Genomic DNA, 16,018 nt, shown 5'->3' with positions numbered 1-16,018 from the left:
CGATGGGCAAGATGGTGTCCGCGACCGAGTTCAAGGCGAAAAGCCTGGCGCTGATCGACGAGATGCAGCGCACGGGCGAGCCGCTGACGGTGACGCGCCGGGGCAAGCCTTCGGTGAAGCTGGTGGCGGAGCGGGCCGACACGCCGAAGCGCAAGATCAGCGAAATCATCGGCTGCATGAAAGGCACGGTGACCTGGGCTCCAGGTGTCGATCCGACCGCACCGGTCGTTGATGACGACTGGGAAGAGAAATGGCTGGCGAGTTGGGACGAGCAAATGGCCGACGATCGGCCGTGATCCTGCTCGACACCAATGTCGTGATCCGCATCGTGACCGGCGAGGGCCGGATCGGCCCGGCCGCCCGCGACCTGCTCGATGAGAGCGGCGATCTCTACTGTTCGGTGATGGTGCAGTGGGAGGTCGCTATGCTTGCTCAGAAGGGCAAGGTCCGGCTCGAGATGGCGGTCCATGTTTGGCTGGAGCAGGCGGCGGCACTGCTCGGCTATGTGGAAGTGCCGGTGTCCGGCGAGATCGCACTCGATGCGGGTAGCCTGCCCGGCTCGATCCATGGCGACCCGTGCGATCGGATCATGATCGCCACCGCGCGGGCGCTTGCCTGTCCGCTGATCACCACCGATCGCGAGATCCTCGACTATGCCGCCGCCGGGCACCTCAAGGCGATCGACGCGCGGCGCTGAGCGCTCACGCCATTGCCGCGTGCATGTACCAGCTGAGGTCGCCCGTTTCGGGCAGGCGGCCGTCGCCGCGGCGGAACAGCCAGAAGCGGTGGCCGATCTCGTCCTCCACCTGGAAATAGTCGCGCACCGAATGGCGCTCGCCCGCGGCGCGCCACCATTCGCCGAAGATCCGCTCGGGCCCGTCGCCGCGGACGACGCGGTGGGTGCGGCCGCGCCAGGTAAAGCGGCGCGGCGGATGGTCGGGAAGTTCTGCGAGGACATGGTCGATCCGTTCGGGGCGGCGGAGGAGGCGGACGGGGCGGGGCCAGCGCGGGTGCCAGGGATGCGCGTCCGGCCGGTTATCGAGTTGGCGGACGTCGTCTGGCCGAAGCACGCGTGCTGCTGTGGTGGGCGGATCGAGCGGAGCGCGCGGGGCCACCGAGCGTTCGGGCACGTCGCTTTCCACCGCCTGGGTGCGCCACAACCTGCGCGACCCGATGCGGTTGGCGAGCGTGTCGACCAGAGGCGCGAGATCTGGGGCGGCGTCGCCGGCGAGCGCCGCGCCCAGCGTCTCGGCGCCGAGCGGGTCGGCCCGCCGGACGTGCAGTTCCAGTGCTTCGATGCCGTAGCCGGGATCGATTTCCTCGATGCGGCGGACGAGCAGGCGCAGCAGGTGGGCGGGATCGCGCGTCGGTCGGGCGAGGCCGATGTGGATCGCCTGCGTCTCCGAATCGACGCGCACGCAGGCGAGCACCAGCGCCCGGGCGCCCTGCCCCGCCTTCGCCAGCGCGTGCGCCAGCTCGCCGACGAGGCCGCCCAGCCAGTGCCCGATCGCCTCGGCGGTGGCGATCGGCTCGGCGAAGCGGCGGGCGACCACGATCGGCTCGGCCGGGATCACCGGATCGAGCGGCTCAACGGCCGCGCCGCTCGCCTGATCGAGCCGCGCCGCGACCGCGCGGCCGAAGCGGCGCACCAGCGGCGCGCGCGGCATGGCGGCAAGCTCGCCGACGGTGTCGATCCCCAGCCGCCGGGCGAGCTCCACCGCTTCCTCGGGCAGGCGAAGCGCGGTGACGGGAAGCGGGGCAAGCGCGGCAGGGTGTGAGCCAGGCGGTAGAACGCAAGATCCTCCCCCGCAGGGGGAGGGGGACCATTGCACAGCAATGGTGGAGGGGCGCCCACCACGTGCGATATTGCTTGTGGCAGGCGCCCCTCCACCCCGCCCTTCGGGCGCGGTCCCCCTCCCCACTGCGTGGGGAGGATGTCGGGCTATCGCCCAGGCCGCTCCCGTGGTGTCCGCCACCGCCACCTGCGCCGTCACCCGCAGCCGCGCGAGCAATCGCACGATGCGGCGCGCCATCGCCGCCTCGCCGCCGTGGAGGTGCGCGACGCCGGAGAGATCGAGGAACAGCCCGTCCGCATCCGAGATCGCCACGGCCGGACACCAGCGCCGCGTCAGCGCGATCGCCAGCCGTTCGAGATCGGCGCGGTCGCCCTCCGGATCGGCGTCGCGCACGTCGAGGCCCGGAACGCTGGCGCGCGCCTGGGTCAGCGCCATGCCCGGCTCGATGCCCAGCGCGGCGGCGGCGGGGGAAACGGCAGCGATCTCGATGCGGCTGCCGACCTTCTGGACGGTGACCAGCGGCGACACGTCCGTGCCGCGAGTTGGCAGCGGTGCTGAGGTCTCCTCGCGGCAGACCCGCGCGAGCGTGCCCGCGGTGGTGCGGCCTGTGTCGAAGAACGGCACCACGCCGGGCGGCGCGGCACCCGGGTCATTGGAGCCGCGGCGGGAATGCTTGTCGGGCCGGGGCCCCTCGCCGGGATAGCGGATCGCGGGCATCTCCTTCCACCGCGCGATCGCCGTCTTGGCGCGCTCGTCGCCATTGGGGTCGATGCCGGCAAAGGGCGACGGGCGGTCGAGCAGGCCGTTGGGATATTGGCGAAGGTATTCGCCGAAGCCGTGATTGCCGGCGAAGTCACCCTCACCCGTCGGCGCTTCGCGCCTCTCCCTCTCCCATTGGGAGAGGAGTGTTGGGTGGACAGTGCCCCGCGCTGTCCAGAACATGCCGGGGGCATGTTCGACCCAACACTGGGCCCGCTCGGCGCAGCCTAGTGGGAAGGGTGAGGGTGACACCAGCGTCTCCCCCCACCCTTGCGATTTCCCCCCATCATCCCCCGGCAACCGCTTGAACGGCATCTCCGCTGCCTCGCTCCTGCGGCCCATCTCGCGCATCGGCGGGCGCTGGTGGTGCGGCAGGCGCTCGATCCGGCGCGCGACATCGGCGCGGGTCTCCCCCGCCCAGCACGCGTCGGCGCCGCCGGTCGCCTCGTCGACGCCGGCGAGCGGACGCGACACCACCTCGGCGTCGTCCCGCGCCCAGCGCGCGCCGGGGCGCCAGCCGGTGTTCCTGGGCGAATCGCACGCCTTGCCGCCCTGCTCCGCATCGGCCTTTGCCTTGAGCGCGAGCAGGTCGGCGGGCGCGGCGTCAGGCTGCTTGAGCGGCGCGCCCTGCCGTTCGGCGCGGCGCACGCGCTCGATCGCCCAATGCGGCAGGTAGAGCGAGGCGACCCGTTTCATCGCATGCCTCCACGAGTAGATTGAAGGGATCGCCGCCACGCTGGCGGACGAGATCGAGAGTCCAGCGCGCCCGGCCGATGCCGGCGACCGGCAGCGGCGCGGACGGCGCCGAGGCGACCCGCCAGCGGGTAACCGCGGCGGACGGGACTCCGAACGGATCGGCGCCCTCGCGCGCATGGCGCTTCATCAGCAAGGCGATCGTCCGCCCGCCTTCCGCCGCCAGCTGGAGCCGGCGGGTGGAGGCGGTGGCGGCGCGCTTCGCCTCGCCGATCACCGCGCCCAGGCAGCGATGGCGCAGGCCCTCCTCCATCAGCGCGAGCAGTTCGGCATCGTCCGCCGCTTCGGCATAGATCACGCGATGGGGCGCGAGCCCCGCTTGGTAGAGGCCGGGCGCGAACAGGTCCCGCCGGCGCACCACCCACAGCACCGGCCCCCAGGCGCGCGCGGCGATGCCGGCAAGGAACAGGGTGGCGGAGGAATCGTCGCCCGGCTCCGGCGTCGCGGCGGCGATCTCGTGCAGCGCGTCGAGCCGCAGCCCGCCGTCAGCGAGCCGCGCGTCGAGCGCCTCCGCGCCGAAGGGCAACACCTCGCGCCGCCGATGCCCCTCGCCCTCGATCGAGCGGAGCGCTTCGCGCAGGGAGGCGATAACGGCTTGAGACACGGGGCGAACGACTCACGACAGCGACAATCGTTCCTATTCTGTTCTCATGGGGTGCGGAGTCAAGCCGGCGACTCGGGGGGCGGGAGTGCGGCAGCGCGCTGCGCTGAAGGACCGCCCCCGTCCGTCACCCCGGCCCTGTGCCGGCGCCCACAGTGCACCAGCGGGCCGGTCATGATCTCATTCGGTGTTGCCTGCCTACCGGTGGACCCCGGCACAGGGCCGGGGTGACGATATCACAAGTGGCCGGGGGTAAGCGCTAGCTGCCGTTCCCTTTGCGAACACATAGCCCGCGCACCCCCAAGCCCGCCGCATACCCCGCACACGCACCTAAGGTTGGCCACAAAGGGCCGAACAGGAAATCCAACGCGCTGGTCGAACGCAGGTCTTCGGGATGCTGCCACTGCCAAAATGCAATATAGGCGATCATTCCGACTGGAACGATCCAAAGGGCGGCACATCCTACACGACCATCAGGCGCAACAAGTCCAATAAGTAGCCCAACAACGAGTCCGCCGATGAGCATCGCTTCTATGGTCATGGTGCTAGGTTAGCGCGCTTAGATGCGTTGGCAATCGGGCGAAATCAGCGCTACCCCGCCGCCCCGCTCACCGCCGCTTGCAACGCGACAGGCGCCGGATTCGAGACGTCATGCTTTCCACCTTTCCGCTGATCGGCAGCTTGGCCCTTCGGCGAAGCTCAGCGGAACCCTGCCGAACCGCTGTCCTACACGATCCGAATCCGCTATAGGCTATCGCGTTCTTTGAACCGTCCAATCCTTTGGTCGCGCCAGTTCCGGTCAAGGAACGCACTGTGGCTGTCCAGCTTTGAAGCGGCTGGTTGGGATGAGGCGCCGACGGTGTCAACTTAGTGTCAACTTCCGCGCCACACGTCCCTACGCCGCCCCGCTCACCGCCGCATACAGCGCGATCGCCGCGGCGTTCGACACGTTCAGACTCTCCACCTTGCCGCTGATCGGCAGCTTGGCCAGTTCGTCGCAATGCGCCTCGGTGTTCTGGCGCATCCCCTCGCCCTCGGCGCCCAGCACCAGCGCGACGCGCTGGCCGCCGATCGCCTCGGCGAGGGTGCGGGTGGCGTGGCCGGTCAGGCCGATCCGCCAGAAGCCCGCCTCCGCGATCTCCTCCAGCGCACGCGCGAGATTGACGACGCGCACCCAGGGCATCGTCTCCAGCGCGCCCGAGGCGGCACGGGCGAGCGCGCCCGATTCGGGCGGGGCGTGACGGTCCTGGGTGACGATGCCGAGCGCGTCGAAGGCGGCGGCGGAGCGCAGGATCGCACCGACATTGTGCGGATCGGTGACCTGGTCGAGCACCAGCAGCGGACGGCGGTCGCCCGCGCCCTGTGCCAAGAGGTCGCCCAGCCAGACGTCCTCCAGCGGATCGGCCTCGATCACCAATCCCTGGTGCGGCGCGTCGCCGGGGACCATGCGGCCGAGATCGGCGACATCGGCGAACACCACCGTCATCTCCGCCGGCAGGTCCAGCGCCGCCAGCGCCTCGCGCGTACCCCACATTTTGCGGACGGTGCGTTCCGGATTGGCAAGCGCGGCGGTGACCGCGTGGCGGCCCCACAGGCGCACCCGATTGCCCGATCCCTGCTGCGGCTTGTGCCCGCGCCGTCCCACTAGGCCGCTCCTTCGATCATCACGGGTGATGCGCCGTGCGGCCGCGCTTCCAATCGGAAGGCTGGTGGAAGGGGCTGGATTCGAACCAGCGTACACTTGCGTGGGCAGATTTACAGTCTGCTGCCTTTAACCACTCGGCCACCCTTCCACGGATGGTCGCAAAAGCGAGGGCGCCCCATGCCGAAGCCGTGGCGCGGTGTCAACGCGCGTGGCTACCGGCAGGGGGGCGCAACCTATTCCAGATCATTCTCGCTGACGATCACCGGCTTCGCATCGGTGTTGCGCGCCAGCGCGGTCAGCGCCGCCTCCGTGATCGAATCGACGTAGCGGTTGAACGTGTCCACCGCATCATCCTCGGGCGGATCACCGCTCAGCGCCTCCAGCACGTCGTACTGGACGACGAACTCATATTCGTCGCCGTCCACCTCACCGGTGAACTCCACCTGCTGCGCGTCGACATTGTCGAGCAGGCTGGTCATGTCGATCTCAAGCTGGTCCGCGGCCATCCACACCTCCCGTCCGTCGTGGAGCCGGCGAAAGTGGCTCCATGGCGCCGGTAAAAGCGCGCGGGCGTAACGATGTTCCCTGGCTGCGGCCTCGCGTGCGATCAGTTGCGGCGCGCGAGCACAACCATGCCGCCCAGCGACAATACGGCGCCTAGTCCGCCCACCATGGCCATGATGATGCTTGCCCCTTCCATCGTCCTCTCCCTTCGCCGTTCGGCTGTTATGGCAGGAAGAGTGACCCGGATCGACGGTCGGCGCAAGCCCGACTTCAACGGGAAAGGCGGACGGCTGGAGCGGGTAGCGGGAATCGAACCCGCGTATTCAGCTTGGAAGGCTGCTGCACTACCATTGTGCTATACCCGCCCGTCCGGCCGGAGCGGCATGCGCGATGCCACGATCGGGCGCGTGCGGTCAACCGCCTCGCTATTCGGCGGCGCGCCGCTCCGCCCGGCGCATCGCGCGCCGCCGGGCCTTTCGCCGCTCGGCATGCGGGCGCCGCTGCGGCGTCGAGGGCGGTTGTCGCGTCGCGGCTCGGGCGGCATCGCGGACATCGGCGCCACGCTCGCGCGCTTCGCGCTTGGCGGTGCGGATCATCACCGCCTGCGCCTTGCCCGCCTGAACGGCACGATGCTGCTCGGGCGAAAGCGCGTCGCCCGCGCCGGTCGGGGCGTACCATTCGGCGAGATCGGCCGCGGGCAGCTTGCCGCGCAGCTCGATGTCGGGCGGCAGCGTGCCGTTGATCGCGCGGCCGCCGCCCCAGCCGGCGCCCATCACCGCCACCGCGGGCCGGTCGGTGTCGATCAGGCCGGTGGGGCCGCAGGACAGGATGCAGTCGAACGGCGGCAACGTGTCCAGCACGGCGGGATGGTAGCTGGGCGCCTCCACCCAGCCCCTGCCCTGCTCGGCGAGGGTCCGGCGCAGATAGGCGACGCTGGCCGGCTGGCCGACGATGCAGAACCGCTCGTGCGCCGCGAGCACCCGGTCGAGCGCCGCCCGGTCCACCGCATGGCTGCAGAAATGGGCGAGATCGGTCATGTCGAGGCGGGTGACCTCAGGCGAAGCAACGGGCACGTCGATTGCGCCCGAGGCGAGCCGCGCCTCGATCCATTCGGCGAGAGCGTCGAGCACCGCGTCCGGCTTGTGCGGCTTGAGACCCGGCCCGCCGGACAGCGAGCGGAGCGGCCGGTATTCCCAGTCGGCGGTGAACGGCTCGAACGCCTGGACCGAGGCCATGCGGAAGACAGGCACGCCGAGATAGGCCGACAGCGCCGCGATCGTCTCGGCGCGGCGCTCGATCGGCAGGGTGCGACCGGGCACGACCTGGACCGGCAGCCGGTCGTGGAACTCGACGTAGCGCTGCCAGCGAAAGGCGAGCAGGTCCGCCTCCGCCGAACGCTCCAGCCGGTGCGACAGGACCGGATAATATTGGGTGAGCGGGAAGTGCATCTCCGCGGCATCGTCGAGCAGGATCACGTCCGCCGCGCGCAATTTGTCGAAGGCGCGCGCCATCGCGTCGAACAACGACTGGTCGGCGACCCGAGCGCGAAAATAGTCGAAGAAGACGAGGTCGGACAGCAGCACCGGCGTCGGCGGCAGGCAGACATGCTCGAACGAGACCGGCCGGCCGAGCCGCTCGGCGAAACGCAGCAGCGCCGCTTCGTCGATGGCGCGCATCGAGCGGCGATCTGCGAGCGAAACGATGCGCAACGGGCAAACCTGCGCACTCTCCATTCGAGCAGGCGCTTCGGCGAGCCGGGCCCGGATCTCGGCGAGGCTCGCGCCGGGATCATAGGCGAGGTCGGCGTCGGTGAGGATGATGCGCAGCAGGGTGAGCGAAAGCGAGTCCAGCACGTCCCCCACCGGCGCGTCCTGCGGCAAGGTGCCGAAGACGCGCGCCACCTCGGCGGCGGGATCGCGGTGACGGCCGGCGGCCTCGACCCGTTCGCGCTCGATCCAGTCGCGAGCGGAGAGGACGCGGTTGATCTTGCCCGAGGAGGTCTTGGTCAGGAAGCGCGGCGGCACGAAGCGGACGTCGAGAAAATCTAGGCCGGTGCGCGCCTGAATCGCCTCCTGCACCGCCGCCGCATCGGTGCGGCGGTAGAAGTCCGCCGCCTCGATCAGCACCGCGGGCTTCTCGGTGCCGACGCGGTCGTCGCGCAGCACCACCGCGGCGGCGCGGCCCTTCACCTCCGGCAGCAGCTCGTTCACCACCGCGTCGATGGTGGAGAGCATGTACTTCTTGCCGGCCTGGATCAGCACGTCGCGGCGGCGGCCGGTGACGTGCAGCTCGCCCTCCACGATCGCGCCCATGTCGCCGGTGGGGTAGAAGCCGTCCGCATCGCGGATGTCGTCGCCATTCCAATAGCGTTCGATGGAGGCGGGGCTCCTCGCCCAGATCTCGCCGTCCACAACCTTGAGGTCGACGCCGGGGATCGGCGCGCCGCAGGACACCACGGTCTCGCCGTCGACCTCGCGCTCGACCAGCCCGCGCGAGAGCGAGACGGCGAAAACGTTCTCGGCCATCGCGTAGCAGGCGCTAAAGGTCTCCGGCGCGACGCCGGTCGCCGAAAGAAACCGCCGCACGGTGTTGCCGAACACCGGCTCCGAACAACTGATCCAGCGCCGCATCGAGGACAGATCGCGCTGCGTCGGGATCGCCAGCGTCTCGAACCCGAAATTGGGCATGTAGCAGATAGTACCGCGCGCTTCCTCGATCACGTCGAGCAGCATCGGCCGGTCGGCGACCCAGGTCTCGGCGTCGATCAGCGTCACCGGGATGCCCAGCATCAGCGGCATCACGAAGCAGGCGATATAGCCCATGTCGTGGTAGAGCGGCAGCCAGGAGACGATGTGGTCGCGCTCCGGCGACAGCTCCAGCGCGCGGTTATAGTCGCGGACATGCGCTTCCAGCTGCCAGTCGTGGAACTCCACCGCCTTGCGATGCCCGGTGGTGCCCGAGGAGAGCTGGAGGATCGAGAAGGACGGGAGTTCGTCGATTGCGCAATGCTCGCCCGGTGCGATGAAGTCCGGCGGCACGACGGTGATGTCGATCCCCTCGAGCATGGCGGCAACCCGCGAATCGCCGACGATCGCGGCCATGCCGGTCAGTTCCACGGTGTTGGTGACCGAGCCGCGCCAGTAGCTGCGCGTCTGTTTGGCGGTGGGGTATTGCAGGATCAGCGGGCGCATGCCGGCGGCGAGCGCGGCGAACCAGGCGATCACCAGCGCCGGCTCGGTGCGCAGCGCAAGGCCGATCACGCTGCCAGGCGCATGGTCGGCGGCGAGAAAGGCTGCCTTCGCGGCGATCTCGCCCGAACAGGCGGGCAGATCCAGCGTCTCGACACGGCGAACGGCATCGACGAACCGCAGCGGGGGAAGATCGCTAAGACGCACGGCTGATCGGGGCATTTCGGTGCTGCATGGCAGCGAAAGGCCTAACCGCCCTCAGGTGACACAGGCATTACAGGCGCGGCGGATGACAGGCGGGATGCTGCGCCAGGAACGCGTCCGCCGCCCGGGCGATTGCGCTGTCGGGCACGGCGAAGTCGCGCAGGAAATCGGCGTGCCGGGCCTCCGGAAACAATGCCAGAGTCACGTCGAAGCCAAAGCGGCGGAGCACCGCCGCGAACGCCTGCGCCTGCGCGGCGGTGCCACGCGCGTCACCCCCGGCGGCGAGCAGGACCGCAGGCCGCCTCGCGGTCGCCGCCGCCAGGGCGGTCGGGGAAAGAGGTGCCGCCTCGTCGGCGGTGAGGCCGGTGCGATCCTCGAGACCGGGCCGCTCGCGCAAGGTGGCGGAGAGATCGTAGCCGATGCCGTCGAGCAGCATGAGGCAGGCGACCGGCGGCGCATCGCGGCCCAGCGCCGCGGCGGCGGCGAGGTGCGCGCCGGCGGAATGGCCGACCAGGGTCAGCGGCCCTGCCTGTGCCGCGGTGCGTGCCGCCGCCGCGACATCGGCGACGCTGTCGCCAAGCCGGACGGCAGGCGGCTTGCGGTAGTCGATCGCACGGAAGGCGAAGCCGCGATCGCCGAACCAGCCGGCCAGGAAGTCGCCCGCCGCCGGCGTTCCGCCGTGCCAGCCGCCGCCGTGGACGAACACCGCCTGCGGCTTGGTCGAGGGCAACCCCGCCTGTCCGCAGGCAAGCAGTGCGAACGCGAGCAGGAGGATCGTGCGCGGCATGCGGTAACGCGCCTCTCCCGCAATCACGAACGACTCGCAACAGGAACGCGGCAAGTTGATCGGGGTTAACGGCGAAGCCCAAGGGGTTCTCACCATGCGTCTTATCGTGAACGATCGTCCCCTCGAGCTGGAGGTCGACATCCGCACCTCGCTGCTCGATCTGCTGCGCGAACATGCCGGGCTGCCCGGCACCAAGAAAGGGTGCAATCAGGGTGCGTGCGGCGCCTGCACGGTGCTGGTCGATGGCGAGCGCATCCTCTCCTGCCTGGCGCTGGCGGTGCAATATGAGGGGCGTGCCATCACCACGGTCGAAGGGTTAGCCAGCCCGGACGGTCTCCACCCGCTCCAGGCCGCGTTCGTCGAGCATGACGGCTTCCAGTGCGGCTATTGCACGCCAGGCCAGATCTGCTCCGCGATCGGAATGAAGCGCGAGATCGAGCAGGGTGTGCCGAGCCATGTCACCGGCGACCTCGCCGGCGAGACGGTGGAGCCTTCCCCCGAGGAGATCCGCGAGCGGATGAGCGGCAACCTGTGCCGGTGCGGCGCGCACAACGGCATCGTGGCCGCGATTACCGAGTATTTTGGCACCGAAGATCTGGGGGAGCCGGCATGACGCCCTTTACCTACACGCGTGCCGACCATCCCGCACAGGCGGTGGACGTCGCCCAGGCGCTGGCCGGCGCCAAGTATCTCGGCGGCGGCACCAACCTGATCGACCTGATGCGCGAGACGATCGAGCGTCCGGCGGCGCTGGTGGACGTGACGGCGCTGGACGACACGATTACCGAAACGGACGAGGGCGGCCTCAGGATCGGCGCGGCGGCAAAGAACACCGCACTCGCCGCACATCCGCTGGTCCGGCGACGCTATCCGATGCTGTCGCGCGCGATCGTCGCCGGGGCCTCCGCGCAGATCAGGAACATGGCGACGGTCGGCGGCAACCTGCTCCAGCGCACCCGCTGCGCCTATTTCTACGACGATGCGAGCCGCTGCAACAAGCGCGAGCCCGGTGCAGGCTGCGATGCGGTGGAGGGTTTCAATCGCATCCACGCGATCCTGGGCGCCTCGCTCGACTGCGTCGCCACCCATCCGTCGGACATGTGCGTGCCGCTCGCCGCGCTGGACGCCATCGTCCACGTCCATGGCACGACCGGCCCTCGCGCAATCCCGTTCGCCGACTTCCACCTGCTGCCCGGCGAGACCCCCGAGATCGAGACCGCGCTCGCGCCCGGTGAACTGATCACCGCGATCGAACTGCCCGCGGCGCCGGTCGCGGCGCAGTCCACGTATCGCAAGGTCCGCGACCGGGCGAGCTACGCCTTTGCGCTGGTTTCCGTCGCTGCGGCGCTGGACATTGAGGACGGCACCGTGACGGACGTTCGCCTCGCACTGGGTGGTGTGGCGCACAAGCCGTGGCGCGCCGCAAAGGCCGAGGCGGCCCTGCGCGGCAGACCGGCGACACATGACGCTTTCCTGGCGGCCGCAGAGGCAGAACTCTCCGACGCGGCCCCGCTCCGCGACAATGCATTCAAGGTCCCGCTGGCGAAGCGGACGATTGCCGCCGTGCTGTCCAGCCTTGCAGGAGACGCGGCATGAGCGTCCTCGACGATATCAAGAACACCGCGCAAGGTGTCGCCAATGCGGCAATGGCCAAGGCGATCCAGCTTGCGCCCGACAGTTGGATTCCGGGGGGCGTCCCCGATCCGCTGATCCGTGAACAGCATGGCCATATCGGCAAGGCGGTTTCACGGCTCGACGGGCCGATGAAGGTGCGTGGGGAAGCGCCCTATGCGGCCGAGTTTCCGATCGACGGCATGGTCTATGCCGCGGTCGCGTTCAGCACCATCGCACGCGGGCGGATCACATCCATCGATACGACTGCGGCCGAGGCGGTGCCCGAAGTGGTGCTGGTGATGACGCACCTGAATGCGCCGCGCATGAACAAGGTGCCGTTGTTCATGTCCAACCCCAAGGCCGCCGGCGGCGCGGATCTGCCGATCATGCAGGACCCGGAGGTCCACTGGAACGGCCAGCCGATAGCGGTGGTGCTCGCCGACACGCAGGAGGCGGCCGACCATGCCAAGACCTTGATCCGCATCGACTATGAACAGGACGAGGCGGTGACCAGCTTCCAGGTCGCCAAGGCCAAGGGCACCGATGTCGGCGTGTTCATGGGCAACCCGCTGGACATCACGATCGGCAAGCCCGACGAGGCGCTGGCCGAAGCGGTCCACAAGGTGGACAACCTCTACGTCACCCCGCGCCACAGCCACAATTCGATCGAGCTGCACGCCTGCGCCGTCGCGTGGCAGGGCGATACCCTGCGCGTCCATGATGCCTCGCAGCTCGTCGCGCACACCGCCTGGAGCCTGGCGCAGGTGTTCGGGATCGAGGAAGCGCAGGTCCACGTCACCTCGCCGTTCGTCGGTGGCGGCTTCGGCGGCAAGTGCCTGTGGGACCATCAGGTGCTCGCCGCTGCCGCATCGAAGCTCGCGGGACGACCGGTGCGGCTGATGCTGTCTCGTGAGGGCGTGTACCGGATCGTCGGCGGGCGCACCTCCACCGAGCAGCGCGTGGCGCTGGCGGCGGATGCGGACGGCCGGCTCAAGGCGCTGCTCCACACCGGCACGGTGGTGATGAGCCCGCACAACCAGATGCCGGAACCGTTCATCCTGCCGGCGATGAGCGTCTACGGGCCGGAATCGCTGCGGCTCAAGGTGGAGGTGGCCTATCAGGACATGCTCGCCAACACCTTCATGCGCGCGCCGGGCGAGGCGGTGGGCACGTTCGCGCTGGAAAGCGCAATGGACGAGCTGGCCGAGGCGATCGGGATGGATCCGATCGAGCTTCGCCTGAAGAACGAGCCGGAGAAGGACCCGGTCACCGGCGCGCCCTTCTCCTCGCGAGAGGTGGAAAAGGCGTTCCGCGACGGCGCCGAACGCTTCGGCTGGGCGGATCGTGGCAGGCCGGGCAGCCGGATCGAGGGCGAATGGCTGATCGGCACCGGCGTCGCGACCGCCACCTACCCCTATTACCGGATGCCGGGCGGTGCGGCGCGGATCACCCTCTCACGGCGGGGCCATGCGACGATTGAGGTCGCCGCGCACGACATGGGCATGGGCACCGCCACCGCGCAGACCCAGGTGGCGGCGGACCGGCTCGGCCTCGACATGGGTCAGGTTGACTTTCGCTATGGTGACAGCTTCATGCCCGGCACGGTGCTTGCGGGCGGATCGCAGCAGACTGCCGCAATCGGCGCCGCGGTGATCGCCGCGCACCGCAAGTTGGTGGGCGAGTTGCTCCAGCTCGCCGGCAATGATTCGCCGCTGGCGGGGCTGAAGGCCGAGGAGGTCGGCGGTCTTCGCAGCGGGCTAGCCAGCCTGGAAGATGCGGACAGGCATGAAAGCTACGCTTCGATCCTGGCACGAGCGCAGCGCGACGAACTGGTCGTCGAGGCGGAGGCATCGCAGCCGCTGGAGACGCAGCATTGGTCGATGCACTCGCACGGCGCGATGTTCTGCGAAGTGCGCGTCAACCAGGTGACCGGCGAAATCCGGGTCAGCCGCTTCCTTGGCAGCTTCGATTGCGGGCGCATCCTCAACCCCAAGACCGCGGCGAGCCAGTTCCGCGGCGGCATCATCATGGGGCTTGGCCTCGCGCTGATGGAGGAGACCCAGTTCGACGAGCGCACCGGGCGGATCATGAACCCCAGCCTCGCCGAATATCACGTGCCTGTGCACATGGACGTGCCCGACATTGAGGTGATGTGGACCGACGTGCCCGACCCGCACACGCCGATGGGCGCGCGCGGCGTGGGCGAGATCGGCATCACCGGCGTCGGCGCCGCGGTGGCGAACGCGGTGTACAACGCGACGGGCAAGCGCGTGCGCGACCTGCCGATCACGCTCGACAAGGTGCTCTGATTTGATCCTCCCCCCCCAAGGGGGAGGATTTACCCTCACCCTTCGCCCAGCAGCCGCTTGATCACCAGTTCCGCTGCCTCATCGGGCGAATACTTCGTGGTGTCGATCACCAGCTCGGCGTCGTTGGGCGCCTCATAGGGTGAGTCGATGCCGGTGAAGTTGGCGAGCTCGCCCGCGCGCGCCTTGGCGTAGAGGCCCTTGACGTCGCGCTGTTCCGCGATGCGCAGCGGCGTGTCGACGTGGATCTCCAGGAACTCGCCCGGCGCCATCATCTGCCGCACCATCTCGCGCTCCGCCCGGAACGGCGAGATGAAGGCGGTGATCACGATCAGCCCCGCGTCGGTCATCAGCTTCGCCACCTCGCCGACGCGACGGATGTTCTCGACGCGGTCGGCGTCGGTGAAGCCCAGATCCTTGTTGAGCCCGTGGCGCACGTTGTCGCCGTCGAGCAGGAAGGTGTGGCGGTTCATCCGCACCAGCTTCTTCTCGACCGCATTGGCGATGGTGGACTTGCCCGCCCCCGACAGCCCGGTGAACCACAGCACCGCCGGGCGCTGGTTCTTGAGGTCGGCGTGCTTCTCGCGGCTGATGTCCACCGCCTGCCAGTGGACGTTCTGTGCGCGGCGCAGCGAGAAGTGGATCATCCCGGACGCGACCGTGGCGTTGGTCAGCTTGTCGATCAGGATGAAGCCGCCGAGATCGCGGTCCTTCTCGTACGGCTCGAACACGATGTTGCGGTCGACCGACAGGTTGGCGACGCCGATTGCATTGAGCTCCAGCGTCTTGGCCGCGACGTGCTCCATCGTGTTGACGTTGACCTGGTATTTCGGCGCCTGGACGTTGGCGGTCACCATCTGGGTGCCGAGCTTCATCCAATAGGAGCGGCCGGGAAGCATCTCCTCGTCCGACATCCACACCAGGGTCGCCTCGAACTGGTCGGCCGCCTCGGGCGGGTCGGACGCGATCGCGATCACGTCGCCGCGCGAACAGTCGATCTCGTCGGCAAAGGTCAGCGTCACCGACTGGCCCGCCACAGCCTCGTCGAGATCGCCATCGAGCGTGACCACGCGGGTGACCGTCGAGGTCTTGCCCGAGGGCAGCACGCGCACCTTGTCCCCCGGCGCGATCCGGCCGGAGGAGACGAGGCCGGAGAAGCCGCGGAAGTCTAGGTTGGGGCGGTTGACCCACTGCACCGGCATGCGGAACGGCTTGGCCTGGTCGGAGACCTGGTCGACCTCCACCGTCTCAAGGTGCCCGATCAGCGACGGGCCGGTGTACCAAGGGGTGTTCTCGGACGGGCCGATGATGTTGTCGCCCTTGAAGCCCGAGATCGGCATCGCGGTGAACTCGGTCACCCCGATCGACTCGGCGAACGCCCGGTAGTCAGCGACGATCTCGTCGAAGCGCGCCTGACTGTACTCCACCAGATCCATCTTGTTGACCGCGAGCACCAGGTTCCGGATGCCGATCAGATGCGCCAGATAGGTGTGGCGGCGGGTCTGGGTCAGCACGCCCTTACGTGCGTCGATCAGGATCACCGCGAGGTCGGCGGTCGAGGCGCCGGTCACCATATTGCGGGTGTATTGCTCGTGGCCGGGCGTGTCGGCGACGATGAACTTGCGCTTCTCCGTGGCGAAGAAGCGATAAGCGACGTCGATGGTGATGCCCTGCTCGCGCTCGGCGGCGAGGCCGTCAACGAGGAGTGCGAAGTCGATCTCCTGCCCCTGCGTGCCCATCCGCTTAGAGTCGGATTCCAGCGTCGCCAGCTGGTCCTCGAAGATCATCTTCGAATCGTACAGCAGGCGGCCGATCAGCGTCGACTTGCCGTCGTCGACGGAGCCGCAGGTGATGAAGCGCA

General features: G+C 69.1%; 13 protein-coding genes and 2 tRNA genes. 5 read left to right on the top strand and 10 right to left on the bottom strand.

The features are described from left to right. Positions 1–2: 2 nt before the first annotated feature. Positions 3–296: a type II toxin-antitoxin system Phd/YefM family antitoxin gene (locus tag ACFDTH_RS09045; protein ID WP_375287206.1), complete on the top strand. Its 294-nt coding sequence runs from the start codon at positions 3–5 to the stop codon at positions 294–296. Beyond that, the gene (locus ACFDTH_RS09040) at positions 293–697 is read left to right on the top strand and encodes a type II toxin-antitoxin system VapC family toxin (RefSeq protein ID WP_375287205.1); all 405 of its coding nucleotides are present in this window, start codon (positions 293–295) and stop codon (positions 695–697) included. Before ACFDTH_RS09045 ends, ACFDTH_RS09040 begins: the two co-directional genes overlap by 4 nt. Positions 698–701: 4 nt before the next feature. Here ACFDTH_RS09040 and ACFDTH_RS09035 read toward each other — a convergent pair whose 3' ends face one another. The 9 genes from ACFDTH_RS09035 to ACFDTH_RS08995 form a co-directional block, all read right to left on the bottom strand. Further along, complete coding sequence (locus tag ACFDTH_RS09035) at positions 702–3,251, bottom strand: DUF6504 family protein (RefSeq protein ID WP_375287204.1); 2,550 nt, start codon at positions 3,249–3,251, stop codon at positions 702–704. Further along, positions 3,160–3,912, bottom strand: coding sequence for an ImuA family protein (locus ACFDTH_RS09030; protein ID WP_375287203.1), 753 nt, complete (start codon positions 3,910–3,912; stop codon positions 3,160–3,162). The genes ACFDTH_RS09035 and ACFDTH_RS09030 overlap by 92 nt, the downstream gene beginning before the upstream one ends. Before the next feature lie 256 nt (positions 3,913–4,168). Beyond that, positions 4,169–4,450: a hypothetical protein gene (locus tag ACFDTH_RS09025; protein WP_375287202.1), complete on the bottom strand. Its 282-nt coding sequence runs from the start codon at positions 4,448–4,450 to the stop codon at positions 4,169–4,171. Between the two features lie 354 nt (positions 4,451–4,804). Beyond that, complete coding sequence (gene rlmB, locus ACFDTH_RS09020; RefSeq protein ID WP_375287201.1) at positions 4,805–5,554, bottom strand: 23S rRNA (guanosine(2251)-2'-O)-methyltransferase RlmB; 750 nt, start codon at positions 5,552–5,554, stop codon at positions 4,805–4,807. A 62-nt stretch (positions 5,555–5,616) separates the two neighbouring features. Beyond that, positions 5,617–5,702 (bottom strand) — tRNA-Tyr (locus ACFDTH_RS09015). Positions 5,703–5,787: 85 nt separating this feature from the next. Further along, a complete protein-coding gene (locus tag ACFDTH_RS09010; protein ID WP_375287200.1) occupies positions 5,788–6,060 on the bottom strand; it encodes a DUF1488 family protein in 273 nt (90 codons plus the stop codon). A 289-nt stretch (positions 6,061–6,349) separates the two neighbouring features. After that, positions 6,350–6,423 (bottom strand) — tRNA-Gly (locus ACFDTH_RS09005). Between the two features lie 60 nt (positions 6,424–6,483). Beyond that, the gene (locus ACFDTH_RS09000) at positions 6,484–9,453 is read right to left on the bottom strand and encodes an AMP-binding protein (protein ID WP_375287199.1); all 2,970 of its coding nucleotides are present in this window, start codon (positions 9,451–9,453) and stop codon (positions 6,484–6,486) included. A 67-nt stretch (positions 9,454–9,520) separates the two neighbouring features. After that, positions 9,521–10,237, bottom strand: a complete 717-nt coding sequence (locus ACFDTH_RS08995; RefSeq protein WP_375287198.1) for an alpha/beta hydrolase fold domain-containing protein — start codon at positions 10,235–10,237, stop codon at positions 9,521–9,523. 94 nt (positions 10,238–10,331) lie between these two features. On the opposite strand from ACFDTH_RS08995, the gene ACFDTH_RS08990 reads away from it, so the two are divergent. From ACFDTH_RS08990 to ACFDTH_RS08980, 3 genes are read left to right on the top strand one after another with little or no spacing between them, the layout of a single operon-like run. Then, a complete protein-coding gene (locus ACFDTH_RS08990; protein WP_375287197.1) occupies positions 10,332–10,850 on the top strand; it encodes a 2Fe-2S iron-sulfur cluster-binding protein in 519 nt (172 codons plus the stop codon). Continuing rightward, positions 10,847–11,833 (top strand): FAD binding domain-containing protein, encoded by a 987-nt coding sequence (locus ACFDTH_RS08985; RefSeq protein WP_375287196.1) that lies wholly within the window; start codon positions 10,847–10,849, stop codon positions 11,831–11,833. Before ACFDTH_RS08990 ends, ACFDTH_RS08985 begins: the two co-directional genes overlap by 4 nt. After that, positions 11,830–14,160, top strand: a complete 2,331-nt coding sequence (locus ACFDTH_RS08980; RefSeq protein WP_375287195.1) for a xanthine dehydrogenase family protein molybdopterin-binding subunit — start codon at positions 11,830–11,832, stop codon at positions 14,158–14,160. Before ACFDTH_RS08985 ends, ACFDTH_RS08980 begins: the two co-directional genes overlap by 4 nt. A gap of 35 nt (positions 14,161–14,195) precedes the next feature. Here the strand turns inward: ACFDTH_RS08980 and cysN are convergent. Further along, positions 14,196–16,018, bottom strand: a 1,823-nt coding sequence (cysN, locus tag ACFDTH_RS08975) for a sulfate adenylyltransferase subunit CysN (RefSeq protein ID WP_375287194.1), incomplete at its 5' end; no start/stop codon positions are given.

Source organism: Sphingomonas sp. (assembly GCF_042096255.1).
In the GTDB taxonomy this organism is placed as follows: Bacteria; Pseudomonadota; Alphaproteobacteria; order Sphingomonadales; family Sphingomonadaceae; genus Sphingomonas.
This window is presented reverse-complemented; position numbering and strand designations above follow the sequence as displayed.

Coding starts and splice junctions, on each gene's coding strand:
- ACFDTH_RS09045 (WP_375287206.1), top strand. CDS start 3: ATGGGCAAGATGGTGTCCGCGACCGAGTTCAAGGCGAAAAGCCTGGCG.
- ACFDTH_RS09035 (WP_375287204.1), bottom strand. CDS start 3,251: ATGAAACGGGTCGCCTCGCTCTACCTGCCGCATTGGGCGATCGAGCGC.
- ACFDTH_RS09025 (WP_375287202.1), bottom strand. CDS start 4,450: ATGACCATAGAAGCGATGCTCATCGGCGGACTCGTTGTTGGGCTACTT.
- ACFDTH_RS09010 (WP_375287200.1), bottom strand. CDS start 6,060: ATGGCCGCGGACCAGCTTGAGATCGACATGACCAGCCTGCTCGACAAT.
- ACFDTH_RS08995 (WP_375287198.1), bottom strand. CDS start 10,237: ATGCCGCGCACGATCCTCCTGCTCGCGTTCGCACTGCTTGCCTGCGGA.
- ACFDTH_RS08990 (WP_375287197.1), top strand. CDS start 10,332: ATGCGTCTTATCGTGAACGATCGTCCCCTCGAGCTGGAGGTCGACATC.
- ACFDTH_RS08985 (WP_375287196.1), top strand. CDS start 10,847: ATGACGCCCTTTACCTACACGCGTGCCGACCATCCCGCACAGGCGGTG.
- ACFDTH_RS08980 (WP_375287195.1), top strand. CDS start 11,830: ATGAGCGTCCTCGACGATATCAAGAACACCGCGCAAGGTGTCGCCAAT.